Source organism: Microbacterium sp. CH12i (genome assembly GCF_000685355.1).
GTDB lineage: Bacteria > Actinomycetota > Actinomycetes > Actinomycetales > Microbacteriaceae > Microbacterium.
This window is the reverse complement of the sequence record NZ_JHET01000010.1, coordinates 460,524-484,700: the sequence shown is the minus strand read 5'-3', so window position 1 is coordinate 484,700 and position 24,177 is coordinate 460,524. Positions and strand designations below refer to the sequence as shown.

The 24,177-nt window shown below is 64.9% G+C and carries 20 protein-coding genes; 15 read left to right on the top strand and 5 right to left on the bottom strand.

Annotated features, from left to right (window positions below; all coding sequences use genetic code 11):
- Positions 1–3 precede the first annotated feature (3 nt).
- The 3 genes from DC31_RS14440 to DC31_RS14430 all read right to left on the bottom strand — a co-directional run bounded on the left by DC31_RS14440 (position 4) and on the right by DC31_RS14430 (position 4,189).
- The gene (locus DC31_RS14440; protein WP_036281117.1) at positions 4–1,428 is read right to left on the bottom strand and encodes a dihydrolipoyl dehydrogenase family protein; all 1,425 of its coding nucleotides are present in this window, start codon (positions 1,426–1,428) and stop codon (positions 4–6) included.
- Between the two features lie 233 nt (positions 1,429–1,661).
- A complete protein-coding gene (locus tag DC31_RS14435) occupies positions 1,662–2,903 on the bottom strand; it encodes a lactonase family protein (protein WP_036281115.1) in 1,242 nt (413 codons plus the stop codon).
- Positions 2,903–4,189 carry an adenylosuccinate synthase gene (locus tag DC31_RS14430; RefSeq protein ID WP_036281113.1) on the bottom strand — a complete coding sequence of 429 codons (1,287 nt, stop codon included), beginning with the start codon at positions 4,187–4,189 and terminating at the stop codon, positions 2,903–2,905. Before DC31_RS14430 ends, DC31_RS14435 begins: the two co-directional genes overlap by 1 nt.
- A 108-nt stretch (positions 4,190–4,297) precedes the next feature.
- On the opposite strand from DC31_RS14430, the gene DC31_RS14425 reads away from it, so the two are divergent.
- The 10 genes from DC31_RS14425 (at position 4,298) to DC31_RS14380 (ending at position 12,217) form a co-directional block, all read left to right on the top strand.
- A complete protein-coding gene (locus tag DC31_RS14425) occupies positions 4,298–4,990 on the top strand; it encodes a Pr6Pr family membrane protein (protein WP_036281111.1) in 693 nt (230 codons plus the stop codon).
- Positions 4,991–5,337: 347 nt separating this feature from the next.
- Positions 5,338–6,303 (top strand): AAA family ATPase, encoded by a 966-nt coding sequence (locus DC31_RS14420; protein ID WP_051607006.1) that lies wholly within the window; start codon positions 5,338–5,340, stop codon positions 6,301–6,303.
- A gap of 6 nt (positions 6,304–6,309) precedes the next feature.
- A complete protein-coding gene (locus tag DC31_RS14415; protein WP_036281107.1) occupies positions 6,310–7,197 on the top strand; it encodes a DUF58 domain-containing protein in 888 nt (295 codons plus the stop codon).
- Positions 7,184–7,669 carry a hypothetical protein gene (locus DC31_RS14410; protein ID WP_036281105.1) on the top strand — a complete coding sequence of 162 codons (486 nt, stop codon included), beginning with the start codon at positions 7,184–7,186 and terminating at the stop codon, positions 7,667–7,669. Before DC31_RS14415 ends, DC31_RS14410 begins: the two co-directional genes overlap by 14 nt.
- Entirely contained in the window at positions 7,660–8,646 is a 987-nt protein-coding gene (locus tag DC31_RS14405; protein ID WP_235201538.1) for a VWA domain-containing protein, read from the top strand. The genes DC31_RS14410 and DC31_RS14405 overlap by 10 nt, the downstream gene beginning before the upstream one ends.
- Complete coding sequence (locus DC31_RS14400) at positions 8,643–9,671, top strand: vWA domain-containing protein (protein WP_036281103.1); 1,029 nt, start codon at positions 8,643–8,645, stop codon at positions 9,669–9,671. Before DC31_RS14405 ends, DC31_RS14400 begins: the two co-directional genes overlap by 4 nt.
- Positions 9,668–10,435, top strand: coding sequence for a hypothetical protein (locus DC31_RS14395; RefSeq protein ID WP_036281101.1), 768 nt, complete (start codon positions 9,668–9,670; stop codon positions 10,433–10,435). Before DC31_RS14400 ends, DC31_RS14395 begins: the two co-directional genes overlap by 4 nt.
- A complete protein-coding gene (locus DC31_RS14390; protein ID WP_036281099.1) occupies positions 10,429–11,541 on the top strand; it encodes a hypothetical protein in 1,113 nt (370 codons plus the stop codon). The genes DC31_RS14395 and DC31_RS14390 overlap by 7 nt, the downstream gene beginning before the upstream one ends.
- Before the next feature lie 45 nt (positions 11,542–11,586).
- The gene (locus DC31_RS14385; RefSeq protein WP_235201537.1) at positions 11,587–11,817 is read left to right on the top strand and encodes an AbrB/MazE/SpoVT family DNA-binding domain-containing protein; all 231 of its coding nucleotides are present in this window, start codon (positions 11,587–11,589) and stop codon (positions 11,815–11,817) included.
- A complete protein-coding gene (locus DC31_RS14380) occupies positions 11,801–12,217 on the top strand; it encodes a PIN domain-containing protein (protein WP_036281096.1) in 417 nt (138 codons plus the stop codon). Before DC31_RS14385 ends, DC31_RS14380 begins: the two co-directional genes overlap by 17 nt.
- Positions 12,218–12,242: 25 nt before the next feature.
- Here the strand turns inward: DC31_RS14380 and DC31_RS14375 are convergent, their stop codons facing one another.
- On the bottom strand, positions 12,243–12,944 hold the full coding sequence (locus tag DC31_RS14375) for a ZIP family metal transporter (RefSeq protein WP_036281094.1): 702 nt from the start codon (positions 12,942–12,944) through the stop codon (positions 12,243–12,245).
- A gap of 205 nt (positions 12,945–13,149) precedes the next feature.
- Between DC31_RS14375 and argG the strand changes: the two genes are divergently transcribed.
- From argG to DC31_RS14350, 5 genes are all read left to right on the top strand, one after another.
- Positions 13,150–14,580, top strand: a complete 1,431-nt coding sequence (gene argG, locus DC31_RS14370) for an argininosuccinate synthase (protein ID WP_036281092.1) — start codon at positions 13,150–13,152, stop codon at positions 14,578–14,580.
- A gap of 150 nt (positions 14,581–14,730) precedes the next feature.
- The gene (locus DC31_RS14365) at positions 14,731–15,345 is read left to right on the top strand and encodes a TetR/AcrR family transcriptional regulator (RefSeq protein WP_036281090.1); all 615 of its coding nucleotides are present in this window, start codon (positions 14,731–14,733) and stop codon (positions 15,343–15,345) included.
- 43 nt (positions 15,346–15,388) lie between these two features.
- Positions 15,389–18,253 carry a YhgE/Pip family protein gene (locus DC31_RS14360; protein WP_152545443.1) on the top strand — a complete coding sequence of 955 codons (2,865 nt, stop codon included), beginning with the start codon at positions 15,389–15,391 and terminating at the stop codon, positions 18,251–18,253.
- Entirely contained in the window at positions 18,250–20,433 is a 2,184-nt protein-coding gene (locus tag DC31_RS14355) for a YhgE/Pip domain-containing protein (protein WP_036281088.1), read from the top strand. Before DC31_RS14360 ends, DC31_RS14355 begins: the two co-directional genes overlap by 4 nt.
- A gap of 147 nt (positions 20,434–20,580) precedes the next feature.
- Positions 20,581–23,226, top strand: a complete 2,646-nt coding sequence (locus tag DC31_RS14350) for a penicillin acylase family protein (protein WP_051607004.1) — start codon at positions 20,581–20,583, stop codon at positions 23,224–23,226.
- A 1-nt stretch (position 23,227) separates the two neighbouring features.
- On the opposite strand, the gene DC31_RS14345 is transcribed toward DC31_RS14350, so the two are convergent.
- Positions 23,228–23,989, bottom strand: a complete 762-nt coding sequence (locus DC31_RS14345; RefSeq protein WP_051607002.1) for a GntR family transcriptional regulator — start codon at positions 23,987–23,989, stop codon at positions 23,228–23,230.
- Positions 23,990–24,177: the final 188 nt, after the last annotated feature.

Below are 24,177 nucleotides of genomic sequence, written 5' to 3'. Positions count from 1 at the left end.
GACTCACGCCGAGGCCCGACCGTACTGCTCCAATAGTCGCAACCAGACCTCGCTCACGGTCGGGTACGCGGGCACCGCGTGCCACAGCCGAGAGATCGGTACCTCTCCGACGACGGCGATCGTCGCGGCCTGCAACAGGTCGGCGACGTCGGGGCCGACGAAGGTCACGCCCAGAATGACGTCGCGTTTCGTGTCGACGACCATCCGGGCCTGACCGGCGTAGCCGTCTTCACGAAGGCTCGCTCCTGCAACCGCACCGAGATCCTGATCGATGACGCGAGTGGAGTATCCGGCCTCCTCCGCGGCCTTTGCCGTCAGCCCGACCGAGGCGACCTCCGGTTCGCCGAATACAACCTGTGGCACGGCCGCGTGATCGGCGGTAGCGACGTGGCGTCCCCAGGCCGCATCATCGACGTCTTCGCCTTTCGCACGTGCGGCGATCACATCTCCCGCTGCGCGCGCCTGATATTTGCCCTGATGCGTCAGCAGCACACGGCCATTCACATCACCCACGGCATACAGCCAGTCGCTGGCGGGAACCCGCAGCGTGTCATCCGTCTCGATGTAGCGCCCCGGCTCGAGGCCGACGGCGCCGAGCCCGATGTCGGCGCTGCGCGGAGTGCGCCCGGTGGCGGCGAGCACCTCGTCGGCGATGATTTCGGTGCCGTCGCCGAGGGTGATTGTGACGCCTTCCGCATCGCGGCGCACGCGCGCAGTGTCGGTTTTCGTGCGAACATCCACGCCGAGCTCGCGGAGCCCCGCGCCCACCCGCTCGCCGGCGAAAGTCTCCATATTGGCAAGAAGCTCGCCCCGTGCGATGACGGTCACCTTCGCGCCGAGCGACGCGTATGCCGTGGCCATTTCGACTGCGACCACGCCGCCGCCGATGATCGCGAGGGATGCCGGAATCTCCTGCGCACTCGTCGCCTCGCGGCTTGTCCAGGGCGCAGCATCCGCCAATCCGTCGATCGGCGCGATCGAGGCGGACGTCCCGGTGCTGATCGCAACCGCATGCCGCGCCTTGAGCACGCGGGTCGCACCGTCGGGGTCGGTCACGGTGACTTCGCGTTCACCACTGATGCGGCCGTGGCCGCGGGCCAGGTCGATACCGGCCGAATCGAGCCACTTCACCTGCCCGTCATCCGACCAGTTCGCGGTGAATGAGTCGCGGCGAGCGAGGACGGCTCGCACATCGAGCGTGCCGGTCACGGCCTGTTTGGCACCATCCACGTTCTGAGCTGCGCGCAGCGCCTGGGCCGAGCGGAGCAATGCCTTAGAAGGCATGCATGCCCAGTACGAGCATTCGCCGCCGACGAGTTCGCTCTCGACGATGATCGCGGTGAGTCCGGCCTGCACGGCACGGTCTGCGACATTCTCGCCAACCGGACCTCCGCCCAGGACGATGAGGTCATATTCGTCTGTCGCCATCGTTGCGCCTTCCGTCAAGTGCCCAGTCTTGCTCACCTGCAACGTGATGTCACCGAGTTTGTTCCCATCCGAGCGTTACGCACGTCGGAGCCTGTTGCGCCGGTAGGGCAGATTGACCACAAACCTCCTACGGGTGCAACACCCTCCGAGCGATGCAACAGCCTCGACCGCGAGCGGCCGAGCCTCACCAGATCAGCCGAGCGGACGGCCGGCGGAGCCGCCGGCCCCGGGACTCAGCGGGCGAGTAGCAGGTGCGTCGGCGCGGGCGCCGCAGCGCGGTGGCGGATGCCGCGGGGCGTGCCAGTCCGCTCATCAAGATCGATCACGCTGATCTGGTCGGAGCGCTGCCCGGCGACGAGCAGAGTGCCGTCATGGATCAGGTGGTGGCGCGGCCAGTCGACTCCTGAATCGGCGAGCGCGATCGGCTCAACAGTCTCGCCAGCACCACGAACGCGGAGGGCGGCGATCGTGTTGCTGCCGCGCAGCGCCGTGTAGAGCGTCGCCCCGTCCCGCGAGCGCGCGAGTTCGGCCGCGAAGTCGAAGCCGATCTGAGCGGCAGGCGTCGCAAGCGTGACTGCGACGATCTGCCACTTTCCGCTCGCGGCCGCCGCGAGCGTGAACACCTCGCAGGAGTACTCGGTCACGACGTGCAGGTGTCCACTCGGGTGAACGACCATGTGCCGCGGACCCACCCCGTAGGGTAGCGCGATCGTGTGGTCGGCGATGAGTCCAGAGGGGCCCGGTCGCCAGATCCGCACGAGATCGAACCCCAGATCGGTGGTCGCGATCCTGCCGTCCGGAAGGAAAGCGGCAGCGTGGGCGTGGGAGGCACGAGTGGCTGGATCCTCGGCGACGAGCTCGGCGGCCTCCGGCACAGCGTCCCGCTCAGTGGCGGCGCTCGGAAGCTCAAATCCGGCGGAGGCCATCGCCGCCGCCAGCATCTCGCTCGCCGCAGAGGCCTCAGCCGCGGCATCCTTTTCGAACTGTCCGAACAGCGCGTCGGCTTCGCGCAGCGATACCGCACCGGCGAACAGCTCTGGCTCCTCGGGAGATCCGATCCCATAGGGGTCGGACGCGGCATCCGCGATCTTCGGTACGAGCATCGCGCCCGCAGCATCCAAGCCGATGTGCACGACCCGGCCGTCGCCGTAGCAACTGGCAATCAGGTACGCGCCGGTGGGAGCGACTGCGAGGTGGCAGACGGATTGGCCGACCTCGACGGGCCGACCGATAGGTGACAGTGCGCGCTCTTCCGTGCGTCGAAATGCCTGCACGGTTCCGGCACCCTCGAGCGCCGCGTAGATGACTTCAAGTGACGGATGCTGCGCCAACCACGATGGCGACGCCGTCGAAGTGACAGCACCGCGGTAAGCGAGCGTGAGCGGCTCGCGCCCCTCATCCCCCTCGAGCAGGCCGATGCCGGTGGCATCCCCGTCCATTCCGGGTCCGTATCCGCCAACCCAGAATTGCGTCATCAGTCCACGAGGTCGTGGCGAACGATGACCTGGTCGCGCTCCGGGCCGACGCCGATCACCGAGATGCGCGTGTTGCTCATCTTCTCGAGCGCGAGCACGTAGTCCTGCGCGTTCTTCGGCAGGTCATCGAAGGTGCGGGCCTTGGTGATGTCTTCACTCCAGCCGGGGTAGTTCTCGTAGATCGGCGTCGCGTGGTGGAAGGCACTCTGGTTGACCGGCACGTCGTCGAACCGCTCGCCCTCGACGTCGTAGGCGACACACACCGGAATCGTCTTTAGCCCAGTCAGCACATCGAGCTTGGTGAGCACGAGGTCGGTGATGCCATTGATACGTGTCGCGTAGCGGGTGATCGGGGCGTCGTACCAGCCCACCCGGCGCTCGCGCCCCGTGGTCGTGCCGAACTCGAAGCCGGTCTGGCGCAGCCATTCGCCGGTCTCATCGAACAGCTCGGTCGGGAAGGGCCCGGCGCCCACACGCGTCGTGTAGGCCTTGACGATGCCGACAATGCGGTCGAGCGATCCTGGCCCGACACCTGAACCGGATGCCGCGCCCGCCGCCGTCGCGGTCGACGAGGTGACGAACGGGTAGGTGCCGTGGTCGACGTCGAGCATGGTGGCCTGGCCGCCCTCGAACACGACGACCTCTTTACGCTCGAGTGCTTCGGCGATGAGGTGACCGGTGTCGGCGACCATCGGGCGCACCCGCTCGGTGTACGACAGCAGATCCTCAACGATCTCGTCGACCGTGAAGGCACGACGGTTAAAGATCTTCACCAGCAGGTGGTTCTTCTGCTCGAGCGAGCCTTCGACCTTCTGACGCAGGATGTTCTCGTCAAAGAGATCTTGCATCCGGATGCCGACGCGGTTGATCTTGTCGGCATATGCCGGTCCGATCCCGCGGCCGGTCGTGCCGATCTGGCGCTTGCCGAGGAAGCGCTCGGTGACCTTGTCGAGGGTGCGGTGATACTGCGTGATGATGTGCGCGTTGGCGCTGATCCGCAGGCGCGAGACGTCGATCCCGCGCGCGGAAAGGGCCTCGAGTTCTTGGAAGAGCACCTCAAGGTCGACGACAACGCCGTTGCCGATGATCGGGTGCACTCCGGGCGAAAGGATGCCGCTGGGCAGCAGGTGCAGCGCATACTTCTCGTCACCGATGACGACAGTGTGTCCGGCGTTGTTGCCGCCGTTGAACTTCACAACCCAGTCGGTGCGCTCACCGAGCAGGTCAGTTGCCTTGCCTTTACCTTCGTCGCCCCACTGGACGCCGACGATCACAATTCCTGGCATGGGTAACCCCCCTGGGTCTCTGCCGGTATAGATGGCCCGAATGGGCAGTTCCATCCTAGCGAAGGCCTCTGCCGGGCCGCCCGCTACAGTGACCTCGGGAGGCAACCCATGAACTGGTGGCCATACGCACGACTCGCCGCGGCATTGCTGACGGTCGCGGCGATCATCGCTCAGCTGTCGCTGACGATAAGCAACGCGATCGGCACCCCCACCGAGTGGGGCTCACACATTCCGACCGTCACAGCGAACTTCCTGAGCTTCTTCACGATCCTCTCGAACCTCATCGGCGCCATCGTGCTGATCGTGCTCGCCGTCTGGGCCCTGACAAAACGGGGTGGCATCAAGGTTGAGCCGCGGGGACTCGCCGTGCTCCTCGTGTGCGTCAGCACATACATGATCGTCACTGGGATCGTCTACAACACGCTTCTGCGCAACGTCGAACTTCCACAGGGCGTGACGGTGCCGTGGTCGAACGAGGTCCTCCACGTCGTCTTCCCCTTGTTCCTGCTGGCCGACGTGCTGTTCGCTCCGCGCCGGCGGGCGCTCGGGTGGGGCACCGTCGCTGTCGCTGCAATCTTCCCGGTCGCGTGGGTGGCGTACACACTGATCCGCGCGAACATGATCATCGCGCCCGCGACGGGCAACCCCTGGTGGTATCCGTACCCATTCCTTGACCCGCATCTCGTCCCGGGCGGCTACCTCGGAGTCTCTGCCTACGTCGTCGGCATCGCGGTCGCGATCGTCGCCGTCGCGATATTCGTGGTCTGGGTGGGACGGCGCCGCGGCGCCCGCGTGACCTGACGATTCGGCGGGTCTGGATGGGCATTTCTGCCCTATCTCGGATGCCGGTCAGCGAAACCCCAGCGGTTACGCTGTTTGTCGGGGGTCGATCGTGTTGCGTCCCCAGCGCCAGCGAGGAGACCAGCATGAACGATTCATACCCCACCACCATGGGTTCACCATCTGCACCTCCGCCGCCCCCGGCGGTCTCCGCCGCCCATGCCGCCTCTGCGTCCCCGGCAACGCCAACCGCGACGCCTACCGCAACGCCTGCGCCCTCTGCGAGCCCGGCGGTTCCCGAAGCTTTGGCGCCACCAGTCGCATCGGCGGCGCCCACCACTAATGCCACCACACCCACCGACGCCGAGATGAAGCGCGCGGCTGATGTGCTGAAGATCATCTCCGACGCCTACTCGGCGAAGATGGTCGGCCAGGACCGGCTGCGGATGAGCCTGCTCATCTCGCTCATCGCCGGTGGACACATCCTGCTCGAGAGCGTCCCCGGCCTTGCCAAGACCACCGCGGCCAGCACACTCGCCGACACCGTGAAGGCCCAGTTCAAGCGCATTCAGTGCACGCCGGATCTCCTCCCCAGCGACATCACCGGCAACCAGATCTACGACGCCGCGACCGGATCATTCCGCACAGTTCTCGGCCCGGTGCACGCAAACTTCGTGCTGCTCGACGAGATCAACCGCTCCAGCGCGAAGACGCAGTCGGCGATGCTCGAGGCGATGCAAGAGCACCAGACCACCATCGGCGGCGAGGTGCACCACCTGCCGAAGCCCTTCCTCGTGATCGCGACGCAGAACCCCATCGAGCAGGAGGGCACCTACGAGCTGCCCGAGGCGCAGATGGACCGCTTCCTGCTCAAGGAGATCGTCGAGTATCCGAGTCCCGCGGACGAGTTCGAGATCCTCGGACGCATCGACTCCGGCGTCCTCGACCCTGACCGCCATGTCTCCAGCGCCGTCACTCTCGAAGATGTCGAGTTGTTGCAGGACGTCGCCAGCCGCATCTACGTCGACGCCGCGATCCGCAACTACATCGTCTCGATCGCATACGTCACCCGTAACCCCGGTCCGTACATCGGTGAGGACCGCGCGCGCTACATCAAGTACGGCGCGAGCCCCCGCGCGAGCATCGCTTTCCTGCAGGCGTCCCGCGCACTGGCCCTGCTCAACGGCCGCACCCACGTGTTGCCCGAAGACATTCGGACGCTCCGGCACCTCGTGCTCCGCCACCGCGTGCTGCTCACGTTCGAGGCCGACGCCGAAGGCATCCGCAGCGAGGAGATCATCGACCAGATCTTCGCGTCGGTGCCGACGCCGTAGTCCTTCATGGCCAGCCTGATCACGCAGGTGAAGAGCAAGCTCTTCATCCACTCCAGACAGAAGTCGATGCATGCGCTCGATGGCGCCTATGCGTCGCTGCTGCATGGGCGCAGCCTCGACTTCGAAGACCTGCGCAAATACGAGTACGGCGATCAGGTGCGCGATATCGACTGGCGGGCCACAGCACGACTGGGCACTCCGCTGGTGAAGCGGCATCGCGCCAACCGCATGCACACCATCCTCTTCGTCGTCGATACGGGTCGCTCCATGACCGCGATCGCGCACGATGAGAAGCCGAAGAAAGACCTTGCAATCCTGGCGACCGGAGCCCTCGGCATCCTGGCCATGCGGCACGGCGACGATTTCAGCGTTGTGTACGGCGACGCCGAGCAGGTGCGCAGGCGCGCGCCAGGCCGCAGCGAGGGTGCGCTCGAGCATGCCCTCCGCACCATCGACGCCGCAATCACCCAGAGCACCGCTCCCAGCGACCGCGACGCACTGCTCTCGTACGTCGCCCGCACGATGGCGCGTCGCATGATCGTCGTCGTCGTCACCGACGAGGCACCGGTCACCGACGAAACCGAGCGGATGCTACGTCGCATGCGCGTGCAGCATGACGTGTTGTGGGTCACTCTCCGCGATGCAAACCCGGTGCTCGATCACGCCTCGCACACTGTGCGCAGCGATGTGAACACCCGGTGGGATGTTCCCGATTTCGTGCACGGTGACCCCGAAGTGCTCGGTGAACTTCTCGCCCAGCAAGAATCGGATGCCGCGCGGCTGGCAAGCCTGCTCGATCGACTCGAGATCAGCCACACCGCCCTCGACACTCAGGATGACGCTGTGTCGGCGCTGCTGCGCATGCTGAATCGGAGGGCGCATGTCCGCTCCTGATGAGCTGTACCCACCAGCGCAGTACGGGTGGGGATGGATGCTGCTGGCGCTCGGCATCATCGCCTTCCTCATCCTCGCCGGATGGTTGCTGATCCACTTCACCAAGCCCCGCCGCAGCATCGTGGTGCAGGGACAAGTGGAGATGCCGATGACCGCCGACGTGCTCACAATGCTGCGACAGGAGTACAACGAGCGCATCGGACAGATCGAGGGCGACTACCGCGCCGGCGCGCTCACGGCACGCCAAGCGAACCTCGAGCTCAGCCGGGTCGTGCGCACCTTCGTCAACGAGTACAGCGGGCTCGAGGCCCCCGTGCTCGCGCTCGATGACCTAGTGCGGCTCGGCGTGCAGCCGGCACTCGTCGACGCAATGCATCGGTATTACTATCCGAGCATCTTCCGCAAGGGTCCCTCAGTCGACCCGGTCGCCGGAGCCGAAGCTGCCCGCAAGGTGGTGGCCTCATGGCACTAGCCAACTGGTGGATCATCCTCATCGCCGTCGCCGTCATCGTCGTCGCAGTTGTCATCGGTCTCCTCATCGGATTGCGTCGCAACGCGCGTCACCGTGCATTGCCGAGCGCTCAGATCGCCCGCGCAGAGCGGGTTCGCGCACTGCCGTCGTTCCAGCACGCCGTTCGGCGGCGCACAATCGCTCTCGCAGGTGTGCTGGCTCTCGGCGTGATCGCCACCGTGATCGGCGGAGTCGTTGCCGCGCGCCCGATGTCATCCGAGACGATTCAGCCGGTCAACACCAGCCGCGACATCATGCTCTGCCTCGATGTCTCGGGTTCGATGAGCGAGGTCGATGTCGAGGTGCTCAGCGTGTTCGAAGAACTGCTCAACGGTCTCGAGGGTGAGCGCATCGGGCTCACGATCTTCAACAGCTCTCCTGTACAGGTGTTTCCCCTGACGGACGACTACGACTTCATCCGCACGCATCTGGCCAGCATCCGAGAGAGCTTCGATTACATCGAGGAGATCCCCGAGCACTGGGTCGGCACCCTCAACGGCCCCGGTGCCTCGCTCGTCGGCGACGGACTCGCTTCCTGCGTCATGCGCTTCGATCACGTTGACGACGAGCGCTCGCGCTCGATCATCCTCGCCACCGACAACGAGGTGAACGGCGACTCGATCGTGAGCCTCCAGGAAGCGGCAGATTACGCGGCATCCGTGGGCGTGCGCGTCTTCGCGCTCAACCCGGTGCAGGGCGTGAACACCGCCATCAGCGAAGAGCTCATCACTGCCGCCCAGACCACCGGCGGCGAGGCGTATGGCCTGCGCGACACCACGACGGTTGGTGACATCGTCGCCGATATTCAGGAGCAGGATGCCACTCAGCTGCGCGGTCAGGCGCAGGTCGTGTGGACCGACACCCCGAACGTGTGGATCGCGCTTCTGCTCGTCGCAGGGCTCGGATTTCTCGTGCTGCTGTGGAGGGTGCGACTGTGATCTTCCAACCTGTTCTCAACGTCTTCCTGCTCCTGCTGCTGTTCGCGCCGGTCGCGTTCGTCGTGGTGCGGATGCTGGTGAAGTCGATGCGCCCTTCGACAGGGTCGGGCAGCGGTTCAGCAACCGGCGCCTCGCCCTTCCTGTGGGGGCTGCGGCTGCTGATGCTGCTCGCCTGTTTCCTGATGCTGCTGCGCCCCGGCATCCCGGGCGGCGCGACGCAGACGCTCGCCACAGACACCGACATCATCGTCGTCGTCGACACCACGGCGAGCATCGCCGCCGAAGACTGGGATGGCAAGGGCCAGCGGCTTGAGGGCGTGCGCGACGATGTGCAGTCGATCGTCGATGAGTATCCAGGCGCGCGCTTCGCGCTGCTGACCTTCGATGCGTCGGCGGAGTTGCGCCTGCCGTTGACGACCGACACCACCGCGCTGATCTCGTCGCTGGAGATCCTGCATCCTGAGGTGACCGCGCAGTCTCGCGGGAGCTCGATCGGCATCGCCAACAAGATGCTGGCGGAGACGCTGGCGAATGCGGCCGAGTCGGCACCTGACCGCTCGCGCATGGTGTTCTACCTCGGCGACGGCGAGCAGACCGTGACCAGCGATCCGGAGTCGTTCTCGAAGAGCGCCGAGTACGTCGACGGCGGTGCGGTGCTCGGCTATGGCACGACCGCGGGCGGTCCGATGAAGATCACCACCGGCGCCTTCGGGGGCGGCGGTTCGGAGTACATCGAATACGAGGGTGCGCAGGCAATGTCTGTGATCGATGAGGACAATCTGAAGACGATCGCCGACGAGCTCGGAGTCGATGTTCAGCTGCGCTCAGCCGACACTGAGCTCACGCTGCCCGAGGCGCCGGCGACGACGAAGAACTACACCGACTCCGGGTCGGTCGGCAACGTGATCGAGCTCTATTGGGTTGCCGCACTCGTCATGGTGCTGTTGCTCGGTGTCGAACTCGCTCGAGCAACCATGCTCATCGCGCAGATGCGTGGAATGGCAACCCGGGGAGGTGCGCGATGAACGCTCCCACCGAGACGGATGCCGCGGCCGCTCTGCTCGCATCGAATCGCAAGCGCCGCCAGATCCGCCGCTGGGTCGCAATCGGCACGCTGCCACTGACGATTGTTGCGCTGCTGTTCGTGGGCAAGATGCTGACCATGTACGCCTTCGCACACCAGGCAATCACGACGTACATTGTCGGCGACTTCGCCGGCTCGACGTCAGCTGCCGAACGCCAGGAGTTCTTGAACTGGTTCGAGCCGTTCAAGGCGCCGTACAACGTCGGCACGGCGCTTGCCGGCGCAGAGGATCTCGACGGTGCGCGCGCGAAGCTGGAAGAGGGGCTGACTTTGGCGCAGGGCCTCGACGTCTGCGCGGTGCGCGTGAACCTGGCACTCGTCATCGAACGACAGGGCGATGCCGCAGTCACCGCCGGCGATGGTGTCGGCGCCGCCAAGCTCTACGGTGAAGGTCTCACGATCACCGCCGAGACGCCCGAGGAGTGCAATACCCCGGAGGCTGATTCGCAGTCGCCTGACCCCGACCGCAGCATGAGCGACACTCTCGACGACCTCGAGAAGCGCCTGCAAGAGAAGCAGCAGCAGAGTCAGCAGCCCCCGCCGGATGGTGGCGACAAGGGCGACGAGCAAGAGCAGCCGTCGCAGCCTGACCAGGACAAGCTCGACGAGATCCAAAAGCGCCTCGAGCAGGGTGCGGAAGAGCGCGAACAGAACCAGCAGGGCGACGAGGACGCACCCGGCAGCGGGACGGACAAGCCATGGTAGATCCAGAAAAGCAGCGCACACGGTATCTGGCCGGCACCGAGGGCGCACCTCCGGTGCCGCCACCCGGTGGCTATCACGGAGCCCGGCGCGCAGCGCCCGCACCTGCCCTGCCCTCCGGTGCCCCACCCGCACTGATCACGAGCACAGCCGAGGCACCCACAGACAAGCAGCCGGCAAACGTGATCGGCTGGGTCGCTCTGGTGGCCGGCATCCTCTTCGCCGTCATCCTGCTCGGTACGCTGTTTACCGGCGGCACCGATGCGATCTACGGCGTCACGATGCTGACGCTGCAGCTGGTCGTGGTCGGCATCATCATCGCAGCGCTGTTCTCTCGCCGCGGGCGGGTGCTCGCCTCATCCGCTCTCGTCGTCACGCTCCTGTTCAATGTCGCGACTGTCGGTGCGATGAGTGCGCTGCAGACCTCAGCATCCGGCAGCTACAAGGGTGAGAAGACTGATAAGCAGAAGCATGAAGAGGCATACCCCGGCATCAAGGACACTTCGGCGAGCGAGATTCTCTCGCAGCCGTCGCTGGAAGAGGTGCGCACCACAAGTGACGCGGCGCTCACCGAAATCCGCCGCCGACTGAGCGCGGAATTCGGGTACACCTGGACCGAAGTCGCAAAGGAAGACCTCCGTCCAGAACGCAATGGCTACGGCGGAGAGTCGATGCTGGTGCAGTACATCTCCGTGCCATGGATGACGAATGAGCCGATCCAGGATTACAACCGCAAGCTCGCGGTCATGGATGTCATTCAGGATGTGTTGTACGAATACGGAATGTACGACATGTACTCGTTCAACGATCCCTCGTCGGGGTTGGATGGCTCGGTTCTGGAGAAGTTCTACGGCAGCACCGACCCTCAGACGCAGAACACATGGGAGTGGTACAACGACAACTACCCCGACCCGCTGCGGTTCTACGCCATCATCTACGACCTTTCCCACGACCCGGACGGCTCATTCCAGGCCGAGCGAGAGGCGCAGAACGCCCGCACCGGCGAGCCGCTCGAGGGGCTGCAGATCTATTTCCTGGCACCGCAACTACTCAGCGAGGCCGATCAGGCCGAGTTCGAGAAGCTCATGAAGGACTATCCGGGGTACTGACCCGGCCCGGGCCCCACGATACCATTCGAATGGTATCGTGATGGCATGAAGGCAACCATGGACAAGGCAGGGCGAATCGTCATCCCTGCGGTCATCCGCGAGCGCCTCGGGATGCTGCCCGGCCCGGTTGATCTGATCATTGACGGCACCGGGGTCCGCATCGAAGTCGAGGTGCACGACAACGTCGTCGAGAAGAATGGGCGGCTCGTGATCACCGGAGGACCCGTTCTCACGACAGAAGAAATCCGCGAGTTGCGCCTTGCCGACCAGCGCTGATCTACTCCTCGACACGAGCGCTGCGATAGCTCTGATACGAGACGTGGATCCCGCACACGAGAGCGTGAGCGAGGCGACGCACGGATTGGTGCTCGGGCTTTCCGGCCACGCACTGTTCGAGACATTCTCGGTTCTGACGAGATTGCCAGGGTCGGCGCGGGTCCAGCCGGAGCGTGCCGCGCAGATCGTAGAGCGGGTATTCCCGCGTTCCACTGCTCTCCCGGCTACCGATGCTCTCCGGGCGCCGACCACGTTCGTACATGCGGGGATCGCAGGCGGAGCGGTCTACGACGGGCTTGTCGGGCTCGCGGCAAGAGCCGCCGGAATCACACTGCTTTCGTGTGACCGACGCGCCGCACCAACCTATCGGGCACTCGGCGTCGACTTCCGTCTGGTCTGACCACGCTTCGGACGGGGATGCCGGCTCACCCCGCCAACGACAGCCCTGCGGCGAGCGCGAACCCGAGCACAGTTGCCAGGCCGGTCGACTCCTTCGCCTTGGATTGTGCGTCGGGAATCATCGAGTCCACGAGCATGACGAGGAGCGCGCCGGCGGCGAAGCCGCTGGCTCCAGCACGGAACTCGGGCCCGACAGCATCCGCCAGCGCTGCGCCAGCGATCGTCGCGAGCGCACACACGACCGCGACTCCCGCCCACAGCGTCAGCACACGCGAGCGCTTCATGCCTCCGTCGAGCAGGTCGGCGGCAGATCCGATCGACTCTGGCAGGTTCGAGACGATGATCGCGATGATGAGCGCGACGCTCACGCCGTGACCGGATGCCAGACCGATGCCGAGAACGAGCTGTTCAGGGATGCCGTCAAGCAGAGCCCCGAACGCCAGCGGACCACCCGCCGAGCCTTTCGAGGAGGAGCGGTGCTCGACGATCCGATCGCCGATGTAATAGCAGAGCGCACCGGCGGCGACACCGACGACGAGCGGAATGGGGCCGGCGAGATTCAGCCCCTCTTCCCACAGCTCGAACGCGATCGACGACATCAAGGCCCCGGCCCCAAAGCCGAGCACGATGCCGAGCCACCGCGGCGGCCACTTGCGCAGCATGGCGAGCACCGCGCCGATGAAAAGGGGGGCTGCCGCAACTGCGCCCCAGAGAACTGCCTGACCCATGCGCACAGGCTACGCCCACGCGTCCTCGTCCGCCCGGCTCCCCCGGTGGACCCGGCGGAACCGGCGCCCCGGTGGAAAACGCAGATCATCCGAGCGCGCCGCGGCGTGGCAGCATCCGACACTCCGTCGAGACAACAGATCATCCGGGTTTTCCAGATCGGATGCTCGGATTGGGACAGCCCATGCGCTGGATAGAATGAATCCCATGTCCAAGGTCCTTCAGTCCCTGCCCGTCGGCGAGCGCGTCGGCATCGCCTTCTCCGGGGGTCTTGACACCTCCGTTGCTGTTGCGTGGATGCGAGACAAGGGTGCCGTGCCCTGCACCTATACGGGCGACCTGGGTCAGCCCGACGAGACCGACATCGAGTCGATCCCCGACCGTGCGCTGGAGTACGGCGCCGAGATCGCTCGGATCATCGACTGCAAGACAGCTCTGGTCGAAGAGGGCTTCGTCGCACTGCAGTGCGGTGCGTTCCACATCCGCTCCGGCGGCAAGACCTACTTCAACACCACGCCGCTGGGCCGCGCTGTCACCGGCACGATGCTGGTGCGCGCGATGAAGGAAGACGGCGTCGACATCTGGGGCGACGGCTCCACTTACAAGGGCAATGACATCGAGCGGTTCTACCGCTACGGCCTGCTCGCCAACCCCCGCCTGCGCATCTACAAGCCGTGGCTCGACGCCGACTTCGTCACCGAGCTCGGTGGCCGTCAGGAAATGAGCGAGTGGCTCGTTGAGCACGGCTTCCCCTACCGCGACTCCGCCGAGAAGGCGTACTCGACCGACGCCAACATCTGGGGCGCCACCCACGAGGCGAAGACCCTCGAGCACCTCGACGTGTCGCTTGAGACCGTTGACCCGATCATGGGCGTGAAGTACTGGGATCCTTCCGTCGAGATCGAAACCGAAGACATCTCTGTGACGTTCGAGGCTGGCCGCCCGGTTGCCCTCAACGGCACCGAGTTCAGCGACCCGGTCGCCCTCGTCCTCGAAGCGAACGCCATCGGTGGCCGCCACGGCCTCGGCATGAGCGACCAGATCGAGAACCGCATCATCGAGGCGAAGTCGCGCGGCATCTACGAAGCGCCCGGTATGGCGTTGCTGTTCATTGCCTACGAGCGTTTGGTCAACGGCATCCTCAACGAAGACACCCTCGCGACCTACCACGAGCAGGGCCGCCGCCTGGGCCGCCTGATGTACGAAGGCCGCTGGCTCGAGCCGCAGTCGCTCATGCTGCGCGAGTCGATCCAGCGCTGGGTGGGCCTCACGATCTCGGGCACGGTCACGATTCGCCTCCGCCGCGGCGACGACTGGACCATCCTCGACACGACCAGCCCGAACCTCTCGTATGGCCCGGAGAAACTCTCCATGGAGCGCGTCGGGGACGCAGCCTTCGGCCCCATCGACCGCATCGGCCAGCTCACCATGCGCAACCTCGACATCGCCGACTCGCGCTCGCGCCTCGAGCAGTACGCGAGCCTCGGCCTCGTCGGCGGCGCCACCGGTGAGCTCGTCGGCCGTGTCACGGCTGGTGAAGCATCCGAAATCACCGGTTCTGGCGGAGCGCATGACGCCCTGGCGGATGCAGTGGACTCGGCATCCGAGGGCGCGGCCTTCGACTCCGGCACCGACTGACAGTCCCGGCCCCACACAATGGGGGGCCGAATACACGGATGTCGGACGATTCCACGTGATCCGTCCGACGTCCGTCGTTTCGGCCCCCAAATTGTCGTACCCGCCGCGCCTGATCTTGCACATGCATGTGCAGGATCGTAGGCTGAAGGCATGTCAACAGTTCGCGCACCCCGCCGCGATGCGCAGGCGAATCGCACCAGCATCCTCACCGCCGCCCGCGTCGCGCTCGCTCAGGACCCGAATGCCTCGATCGATCTGATCGCCAGCACCGCTGGACTGTCGCGTCGCGCGCTGTACGGCCATTTCGACGACCGCTCAGCCCTGATCGCTGAGCTCATACGCACCGGCGCGCAGCGTTTCAACGCAATCGCCGAACAGCCACTCGCCAACGAGGCGCCCATCGCGCTGGCAGAACTCGCCGCGCGACTCTGGCACCACATTGCGCACATCCAGACGGTGACGGCCATCGCGCTCGACGATGCGCACGTCGCCGACACCGCTGCCGCCCTTGCCCCGCTGCGCAAAACCGTGGCGGAGATTGTCGAGCGCGGCCGCCGCACGAACGCGCTGCGCACGGACATCCCCGACGACGTTCTCGCCCGCCTCATCGAAGAGACCGCCCGCATGGTCGTGAGGGTTGACGTCGTCGGCCCAGATGCCGCCACCACCGCCGTGCGCGCAGTGCTGAGCATCGCCGGGCTTTCGTGGCAGGAGGCCGACGCGCTACTCGCCGCCCGCCCAGAAATCATCGAGGCCGCCGCGTGACGTCTTATGCTCAACATGCCGCACAGCGCACGGAGGAGGTCTGATGCACAACGCCTGGAGTGTGTTCAGGCGCGACATCGGCCGACTCGCGCGGGTGAGCAAGGCGTGGATCATCATCATCGGCGTCATCGTTACACCCTCCCTCTACGCCTGGTTCAATATCGTCGCCTTCTGGGATCCGTACTCGAACACTCAGAACGTCAGCGTCGCGATCGTCAATCAGGACGACGGAGCCACCTCCGATCTGACCGGAGACATCGATGTGGGCGGCGAACTCGTCACCGAGCTCAAGAAGAACGACCAGCTCGGCTGGGAGTTCATGAATGAGGACGAGGCGATGGATGCCGTCAAGAGTGGCCGTAGCTATGCCGCGATCGTCATCCCCAAGGACTTCAGCCGCGACTTCATCAGCATCACCAGCGGCGAGTTCACGCGTCCCGTCCTGCAGTACTTCGTCAACGAAAAAGCGAACGCGATCGCCCCGAAGATCACCGATGTCGGCGCCTCGACGCTCGACACGCAGATCAACAGCACCTTCGTATCGGTGGTCGCAGAGACCGTCACCAACCAGTTGAAGAATGCCGGCGAGGATGCTGAGGTCCGGCTCACCGACGCGCGTGACACCACCGTCACCGCCCTCGACGATGCAGCCGGCAAGGTCGACACCGCACGAACGCGCATCACCGAACTGCAGAGCGGACTGACCGGTGCACAGGCGGGACTCGACAGCGCCGTGTCGACGCTGAGCGATGTCGACACCACCCTCGGCGAGGTGCAGGGCGCCGTCGCCCAGGCCCAGACCATCGCCGCCGAAGCGCAGAAGGAACTGTTGACGTTCACCGACAAGGTCACATCGGCGTACGTCTCCGGAGCCACCCTTCTCGCCGACGCCTCATCGAAGATGAACGCGTCGATCGCCACGCTGTCCACCAGCCTGCAACAGGCGAACGTCGCGGTGGGCACGGCGATCGACGACCTCTCCAGCGTGATCGAGGCGAACGGCACCGCGCTCGACGAACTGCAGGCGATACTCGACGACACCGATTCCGCGTCCGAGGCGGCGCAGCGGCTCAGCAAAGCGATCGACGCGCTCAAGGAGCGCAATGCCGCCGATCAGGAAGTGCTCGACCAGCTGACCCAGCTGAACACCGACGTCTCGAGCACGATCGATTCCGTCAAGAAGTCTGCGGACACGATCAACTCCGCCGTCAGCAGCGCGTCGACGTCGGCAGGTGCCATCCGAGATGCGCTCATACAAAGCGTCCCCGAACTCAACAGTGCGATGTCGGCGCTGTCCTCCAGCGCGGATGCATTCGCGTCCGCGCTGGGCGCGCAGCGAACCCAAGTGACACAGGCCCAAAGCCTGCTGGCGGGCCTGAAGACTCAGCTCACGGCGACCACGACCGCGCTCACAGCACTCGACGACAATCTCGCCGCCGCGCAGTCCGGTCTCGGCGGCGTACGCACCGACGTCCTGGCCCTCAGCGCTGCGGACGTGTGGAACCGGCTCAGCACGATCAGCGGATTGGACGCCGATCAGATCGCCCAGTTCATGGCCTCTCCCGTCGAGGTCGACGAGAAGGTCCTGTTCCCCACCGAAGCGTACGGTTCCGCGATGGCCGCTCTTTTCACGAACCTGTCCCTATGGATCGGCGCTTTCGTGCTGATGGTCATCCTGCGGCTCGAAGTCGACACAGAAGGCGTGGAAGGCGTATCCGTGCGTCAGGCGTACCTGGGGCGCTGGATGCTGCTGGCATCGATCGCCGTGTTCCAGGCCGTCCTCGTCTGCGTGGGCAACCTGGTCATCGGCGTTCAGACCGTGAACGCGTTCGCGTTCGTCGGGACCGGTGTGCTCATCGGCCTGGCTTACCTCAGCATCATCTACGCACTGTCGGTCTGCTTCGGCATCGTCGGCAAAGGCCTGTGCATCCTGCTGGTGATCTTCCAGATCCCCGGAGCATCAGGGCTGTACCCAATCGAGATGATGCCGGACTTCTTCCGTGGGCTGTACCCGTTTCTGCCGTTCACCTACGGCATCGATGCGCTGCGCGAGACCATCAGCGGCTTCTACGACGGCCACTACTGGCAGTTCATGGGGGCGCTCGCGATCTTCGTCGTGCTCGCGTTCGTGCTGGGGCTGTTCCTGCGCCGTCGACTTGGGAACTTCGCTCTGCTGTTCAACCGCCGACTCGCCGACAGCCAGCTGATGGTGAGCGAGGACGTGCAGATCACCGGCCGCCGTCGCACGCCGGAGGTCATCCGTGCGCTGACGGATGGTGAGGGCTTTCGCGCAGAGGTTGCGCAGCGCGCGCGGCGATTCACCGACCGGTATCCAACTCTGCTGCGGCTCACTGGGATCGTGGGCGTCGCGATCATGGCCGTACTCGCCGTCGCCGCGTGGCTCGTACCGGATGCGAAAGCGACGATGCTCGGCCTGTGGGCTCTGTGGTGCCTGATCCTCATCGCCTTCCTCGTGGCGCTGGAGTACATCAAACAGAGCATCGAACAGTCAGCCGAGGTCGGCGAGATGCCGGAAGCAGACCTGCACCAGACGTTGGCCATCGAGAACGCTGGCGATGCGTCTCTGCTGGCCGTCTCCGCTCCCGTTGCCGCGACCGAGCCCGCCCCCGCCCGCACCGCAGTGCTCGAGCATCCCGTCGATGTCGAGAATGCGGAGGAAACGGACGACGCCAACGCTGATGTCGAGGATCTGTTCGCGGTCGATGACGAGGATCTGTTCGCGACCGATGACGAGGATCTGTTCGCGGTCGATGACGAGGATCTGTTCGCGGTCGATGACGAGGATCTGTTCGCGACCGATGACGAACGTGCGGACGAACGGGACGACGAGACCGAGCAGCCGGATGGCGACGCCGATGACACGCAGGAACGGCAGGAGCGCGAATGAAGAACATCCTGCACCTGTTCCGGCACGACCTGCGCCGATCGACGAGCAGCGTTATGACAGTCATCGTGTTGTTCGGCCTGGTCGTGATCCCGTCCCTGTTCACCTGGTTCAACGTCATCGCGAGTTGGAATCCGTTCGAGAACACCGAGAACCTCACCGTCGCCGTCGCCAACACCGACGAGGGGTACCAGAGCGACCTCGTTCCAATTCGCCTCAACGTCGGCGAGCAAGTGCTGTCGGAGCTGCGCGCGAACAACGATCTGAACTGGGTGATCACCTCGGAGGACGAGGCGATCGACGGCACAAAGTCCGGCGAGTACTACGCCGCGATTGTGCTCCCACCGACCTTCAGCACCGACATGATGACCTTCTACTCGAACGGCTCCGAGCACATCCAGATCGAGTACTACACGAACGAGAAGAAGAACGCCCTCGCCCCGAAGATCACCGAGCAGGGCGCAGGCGAAGTCTCAACGAACATCAACGAGGTGTTCACAGAGAAGCTCAGCGAAGTCGCTCTGAACATCATCACCTCGCTGTCCGGGTATCTCGACGACGCAGACACCCAGTCCGCACTGTCGCGACTGCAGGCGCATGCCGGCGAGGTGGGCGCGCAACTTCGCGCCGCATCGGCGACAGCCGACATGTTCACCTCGCTGATCGCTTCGAGCAGGCCGCTGGTCAACAGCGCGTCCGGGCTGGTATCGGCGTCCGGCGACGCACTACGGGACGCCACAGGTGCGCTGGGCACCGGAAGGGACGCCGCCCAGTCGCTGGAGGGCGTTCTCACGTCGACGGCTGCGACGATCGGCGACGCGCTGTCCAGCACGGCCGACAGCTATCAGGCCGTGGCCGACAGCATCGACGAGGTGTTCTCGTCGATGAATGCGCAGTCCGCGAGCTCTGCAGACACGATCCGTGCCGTGGCGACGCGGGTGCAGACCCAGATCGATCAGCAGCAACAGCTGCGTGACACCCTGGTGAATGATGTCCGCCCGCTCCTTCCCGAATCGGCACAGGACTCGTTCGACCGGGCAGTGGCCCGCATCGACGCGTCGATCGCGCGACAGCAGGATCTGCACGATCGTCTCGCCGAAGCAGCGACGCACATCACCGAAACCGATGCCGACATCCAAGCCACGCACGCGGAGATCACCGAACTGATCGCGAACGCGAAGGCTGCGGTAGACGACGCTCAGAACGCCTACACAGGCAGTCTGCAGCCGAAGCTCGATGCACTCGCAGAGACGCTGGCCGTGATCGGCGGCGACATCGACTCGATCGGCGGCGATCTCTCATCCGTGGCAGAGTCGCTTTCGGGATCGGATTCGCTGAACACGACACTCGTGCACGCGGAGTCGTTGACGACTGATATCTCGAGCTCTCTCACCGAGACGGCGGATCAATTCGACGCCCTCGCCGCTGCACTGACGAAGACCATGGATACCGGCGACCTCAGCGAGCTCACCGAGGTGATCGGCGGCGACCCGCAGTCGCTGGCCACCCATCTCGCAGAGCCCGTGACATTAGAAAGGGTGCCGGTCTACTCGGTCGTCAGCTTCGGTGCAGCGATGACACCGCTGTACACCATGCTCGCACTCTGGGTGGGAGCACTGCTGATCTCGGTGTCCATCCGCGTCGACCCGCCCCGGGGCGACGCCTCCAACCTTCCTGCCCTCACTTCCACTCAGACGTATGTCGGCAGGTTCGGCATCTTCGCGCTCGTCGGGTTCCTGCAGAGTTCGCTGGTGTGCCTGGGCAGCGTGCTGTTCACGCAGGTGCAGCCCGAGCATCCGTTCTTGCTCATCCTGACCGGCTGGGTGATGTCGCTCGTGTTCACGCTCATCATCTACACGTTCGTCGTGACCTTCGGGAACGCCGGAAAGGCGTTGGCCGTGTTGATGCTCGTCGTGCAGATCTCCAGTTCCGGTGGTGCGTACCCGCTGCAGGTGCTTCCGCAGTGGTTCCAGAACATCAGCCCGTTCCTACCCGCCACGCACGCGGTGAACGCAATGCGCTCCGCGATCGCCGGTATCTACGAAAACGACTTCTGGGTATCGCTGGGCTTGCTGTCCGCGTTCGCGCTGCCCGCCCTGTTGCTCGGTCTGGTGCTGCGCCTCCCGCTCATCGGCTTCAATCAGAAGCTGCTGCGCGCATTGGAGTCCACGAAACTCATGTGACACGCGCACTCGCCCTGCACAGGGACGCCACCCGCCGTGCCTTATATCGAACCGCACCGATCCGACTAGGCTTCCCGGAGTGCGTCCCGAAACGCGCTCCGGGTTCCACACATGACCGGATCCCATTGACGACCCGAAAGAACCTCAATGACGACTGCACCCGCCGACCCCGCCGTGTCCCGACGAAAGATGGGAAGTCGCGTCGGACGGATCGCATTCGGCGTGCTCGCCGGTCTCGTCGTCATTGCCGTTGCAGCGGCTTTCTTCGTGGTCTGGACCATCCAGCGCTCGTTCCCGCAGACCTCCGGTGAGATCGAGGTGAGCGGGCTGAACGCCGATGTGATGGTGCAGCGCGATGAGCTCGGCGTTCCGACGATCACGGCGGATTCCACGGACGACCTGTTCTACGCGCAGGGCTTCGTGCACGCGCAGGATCGCTTCTTCGAGATGGACTTCCGCCGGCACGTGACTTCGGGCCGCGTTGCAGAGATGTTCGGCGAATCTCAGGCGGCAACGGACATGTTCTTGCGCACGCTGGGCTGGCGTGACGTCGCCGAGCAAGAGGTCAAAGACATGGATGAGACGACCCTCGCCTACTACCAGGCCTACGCCGACGGAGTGAATGCGTACATCGCCGAGCGCGACAGCGCCGACCTTTCACTCGAATATGCCGTCATCGGCATGCAAAACCCGGAGTACACCATCGAGCCGTGGGAACCGGCTGATTCGGTCGCGTGGTTGAAGGCCATGGCCTGGGATCTGCGAACCAACATCGAAGACGAGACCGAACGCGCGTTGCTCACCGCAGAGCTCGATGCCGCAGAAGGTGCCGCCCCCGACGAGACGCAGCGGCTGCTCGAACAGCTCTACCCCGCTTACCCGTTCGATCGGAACCCGGTCATTGTGCCGAAGATCTCGACGGTCCCGGCCCTCGAGACCACCACCGTGCCCGCATTCGCTCCAGGGACGAACGACGATGGCGACACTGGGGCGCAGGCAGTGACAACGATCGAGTGGGACGAAGCGTCCAGTGTCATCGAGGCCGCAAGCCTGCTGGTCGGCGACGTCGGCGAGGGCATCGGCTCGAACTCGTGGGTTGTATCTGGCTCTCTCACCGAAAGCGGGATGCCGCTGCTTGCAAACGACCCGCACCTCGGCGCATCCCTTCCGTCAGTCTGGTACCAGGTGCAGCTGAAGTGCTCCAAAGTCTCCAAAGAATGTCCGTTCGACGTCGCGGGCTTCTCGTTCTCAGGCCTGCCTGGTGTGGTCATCGGTCACAACGCGCAGGTCGCCTGGGGTTTCACGAACCTCACGACCGACGTCGCAGATCTATACATCGAGAAGGTGGCGGGTGAATCGTACTGGCGCGACGGCGCACTCGTACCGCTCGAGGTGCGCAAAGAGAAGATCAAGGTTGCCGGTGGCGACGACATCAACCTCACGATTCGTTCCACCGTGCACGGGCCGATCATCTCCGGTCTCACCGACGACTTCACCGCGATTGCGGATGCGGGGTTGGCCTCGGACCCTTCAACGGCGTCAGCGGCCGAGAGCGCTGCGGATGCGGAAACAGCAGTCAGCCTGCGCTGGACCGCGCTCGACCCCGGAAAGACAGCCAGCGCGATCTTCGCGCTGAACACGGCACAAAACTTCGAAGACTTCCGGTACGCGGCATCCCTCTTCGATGTCCCCGCACAGAACCTCATCTACGCCGACGTCGAAGGCAACATCGGCTATCAGGCGCCCGGACGCCTGCCGATTCGCGGCGCTGGCGACGGCTGGGTGCCGCAGCCGGGTTGGGACAGCAGCTACGACTGGACGGGCTTCATCGATTTCGAGAAGCTGCCGGTCTCCTACAACCCGACATCCGGGTACATCGTCACGGCGAACAACGCCATCGTGACTGACGACTACGAGTACTTCCTCTCGCGCGACTGGGATTACGGATACCGCGCCGCACGCATCGTGGATATGATCGAGCGCCGCGCCGCTGCGGGCCCTCTCACCGTGCAGGAGATGAGCGAGATCCAGAGTGACAACGAGATGTGGATCGGCAAGCGCCTGGCCACCGTGATGGGCAAGGTTGACGTATCGGGCAAGGGCCCCAAGGATGCTGTTGAGCTCCTGCGCATCTGGGACGCCCAGAACGATGCGTCCTCTGCTGCCGCCGCTTACGCAAACGTGCTGTGGTCAAACCTCGTGCAAAACCTGTTTGAGAACCGCTCCGAACCGCTGCCCTACGGCGGCCAAGGGCGGCTCTTCACGGTGGTCTCTGCTCTGCTGGACGACCCGAGCGATCCGCTCTGGTCAAACGAGAAGCTCGACGTGTCAAGCATAGACGAGATGCTCGCGCTTTCTGCCGAAGACGCGTACGACGAGCTCGCCGGGCTCCAGGGCAATGTTGTCACCAACTGGAACTGGGGAGCCCTGCACGCCATCACTCTCACCAGCGACACGCTCGGGTCCTCCGGCATCGCTCCCATCGAGGCGCTGTTCAACCGTGGTCCGTATCCGGTCGGCGGCGGCGCATCGGTCGTGAACGCCACCGGATGGGACCTCGGCACGTCCTACGCGACGACCAACGTGCCGTCGATGCGCATGGTCATCGACATGTCCGACTTCGACGCCTCAACGTGGAACCACCTCACCGGTGCGTCAGGTCACGCGTTCAACCCGCACTACACCGACCAGACCGAGAACTGGGCTGCCGGCATCCAGACGCCATGGGCGTTCAGCGCGGATGCCGTCGACAAGGCAACAGTCGACACCCTCGTGCTGCAGCCAGCAAGCTGAGTCAGCCCTCTTCTGTGAACTCGATCGGGCCGAGGGCAGGCGGCTCCTCGTCGGGCGGGGTCTCGACGGTCTCGACCTCATCATCCTGGCCGGTGAGGCGAGCAACAGCCTCGCCGAACTGCCGCTCGAGCGCGCCGAACGCGGCCGCGCCGTCTCCTGCGGCGAGCGCGTCGAGCAGTTGGCGATACGTCTCGGAGACTGACCGGCGCACGGTGTAACCGTTCGGGTTGCTGAAGCTGGCGATGCGCGTCTCGATGGCGAGCGTTGTCATGTAGCCCGACAGCCGACCGCTGCCGGCGGAGTCGACCAGAAGCCGGTGAAACTCGAGGTCTGCGTCGCCGATAGTGCGCGCATCCGTCCCTTCGCTGACAGTGACGAGCTCGGCGTAGGCGGCCTCGAGCGCGTTGATCACGGACGCATTTCCGGCGGCGGCGATCAGGCGTACGGCGTGACCTTCGATGGCAAGGCGCGCGTCGTAGACGTCGGCGACATGCTCGGCTCCGATGACGCTGACGCGCATGCCGCGCCCGGGGGATGCTGTGAGCAGCCCTTCCTGCACGAGGCGCTGTGTCGACTCGCGCAGCGGACTGCGACTGACTCCCAGCTGCGACGACATCTCGACCTCTCCGATGGGACTGCCAACAGGCAGCGCTCCGGTGAAGATGGCGTTTCTCAACTCGGTGACGATGAGGTCAACCGTGGATGGTCGCGCGACGCGCACCATAGACACCGGTGAGACCACGCGAGGCGTCTGTGCAGCCATAGGGCATCCCTTCCAGGCGTCGCGTAAACCGCGAGCATCTCATTGTGCGTCCTCCGCGCCGATCCGCGAAGTCAACGTAGCGAGTTCAAGTCTCCCCCATGATCACGTTTTTGTATACTTGTCGACAATCTGCGCGTCTGACTGTACATTCCTCGACAGAATTCATAGTCTGTTCCACGGCTTACCCC

Bases quoted from the DNA above. Each gene is read 5' to 3' on its own strand.
- DC31_RS14415 (WP_036281107.1), top strand. From the start codon at position 6,310: ATGGCCAGCCTGATCACGCAGGTGAAGAGCAAGCTCTTCATCCACTCC.
- DC31_RS14350 (WP_051607004.1), top strand. From the start codon at position 20,581: ATGACGACTGCACCCGCCGACCCCGCCGTGTCCCGACGAAAGATGGGA.
- DC31_RS14375 (WP_036281094.1), bottom strand. From the start codon at position 12,944: ATGGGTCAGGCAGTTCTCTGGGGCGCAGTTGCGGCAGCCCCCCTTTTC.
- DC31_RS14435 (WP_036281115.1), bottom strand. From the start codon at position 2,903: ATGACGCAATTCTGGGTTGGCGGATACGGACCCGGAATGGACGGGGAT.
- DC31_RS14390 (WP_036281099.1), top strand. From the start codon at position 10,429: ATGGTAGATCCAGAAAAGCAGCGCACACGGTATCTGGCCGGCACCGAG.
- DC31_RS14355 (WP_036281088.1), top strand. From the start codon at position 18,250: ATGAAGAACATCCTGCACCTGTTCCGGCACGACCTGCGCCGATCGACG.
- DC31_RS14420 (WP_051607006.1), top strand. From the start codon at position 5,338: ATGAAGCGCGCGGCTGATGTGCTGAAGATCATCTCCGACGCCTACTCG.
- DC31_RS14430 (WP_036281113.1), bottom strand. From the start codon at position 4,189: ATGCCAGGAATTGTGATCGTCGGCGTCCAGTGGGGCGACGAAGGTAAA.
- DC31_RS14410 (WP_036281105.1), top strand. From the start codon at position 7,184: ATGTCCGCTCCTGATGAGCTGTACCCACCAGCGCAGTACGGGTGGGGA.
- DC31_RS14440 (WP_036281117.1), bottom strand. From the start codon at position 1,428: ATGGCGACAGACGAATATGACCTCATCGTCCTGGGCGGAGGTCCGGTT.
- DC31_RS14385 (WP_235201537.1), top strand. From the start codon at position 11,587: ATGAAGGCAACCATGGACAAGGCAGGGCGAATCGTCATCCCTGCGGTC.
- argG (WP_036281092.1), top strand. From the start codon at position 13,150: ATGTCCAAGGTCCTTCAGTCCCTGCCCGTCGGCGAGCGCGTCGGCATC.
- DC31_RS14345 (WP_051607002.1), bottom strand. From the start codon at position 23,989: ATGGCTGCACAGACGCCTCGCGTGGTCTCACCGGTGTCTATGGTGCGC.
- DC31_RS14365 (WP_036281090.1), top strand. From the start codon at position 14,731: ATGTCAACAGTTCGCGCACCCCGCCGCGATGCGCAGGCGAATCGCACC.
- DC31_RS14360 (WP_152545443.1), top strand. From the start codon at position 15,389: ATGCACAACGCCTGGAGTGTGTTCAGGCGCGACATCGGCCGACTCGCG.
- DC31_RS14425 (WP_036281111.1), top strand. From the start codon at position 4,298: ATGAACTGGTGGCCATACGCACGACTCGCCGCGGCATTGCTGACGGTC.
- DC31_RS14405 (WP_235201538.1), top strand. From the start codon at position 7,660: ATGGCACTAGCCAACTGGTGGATCATCCTCATCGCCGTCGCCGTCATC.
- DC31_RS14395 (WP_036281101.1), top strand. From the start codon at position 9,668: ATGAACGCTCCCACCGAGACGGATGCCGCGGCCGCTCTGCTCGCATCG.